Raw genomic sequence first — 425 nt, forward strand, 5'->3', positions numbered from 1 at the left:
GAGCGTGCAAAACCACACCACCCCCATATCCATCCCAACTTCATCGCCTTGGTGTACGGGAACTTCTTTTTCGTATTCTGTTTGAATGGAGACGTACCAACCATCGGCTTTGCGAATGACGGTGATATTTTTCGCTTTGCCTTCAATGTATCGGCTGCGCCTGTACTTCACAAAGCCGATCCCGGGTAAATAAATCTGCTTGCCGGTTTCATCAATTTTGAATCCTTGCGGATAGCGAAAGGCGTCATTTGCCCCGTACTTTCGATGGAAAACGGGAAAAGCGGTTCTTCCTGAAAAGAAATTGCAATAAGCTCGGGATAGATCCTTCATCGATTGCTGCAGGCACTGGGAATAGCATTCCGAGAGCCACAGCATCTCAGGATCTTTTTTCCAATCAGGCAATAAAGCAGAAAGATTCTTATAGG

The 425-nt window shown here is 46.4% G+C and carries 1 protein-coding gene; it reads right to left on the bottom strand.

Going from position 1 to position 425, the window contains the following annotated elements; translation table 11 throughout:
- Positions 1 to 425, bottom strand: a 425-nt coding sequence (locus NW199_RS08720) for an RNA-guided endonuclease InsQ/TnpB family protein (protein WP_309148121.1), incomplete at both ends; no start/stop codon positions are given.

Origin of the sequence: Parasutterella secunda (genome assembly GCF_024733725.1) — a bacterium.
GTDB lineage: Bacteria > Pseudomonadota > Gammaproteobacteria > Burkholderiales > Burkholderiaceae_F > Aphodousia > Aphodousia faecalis.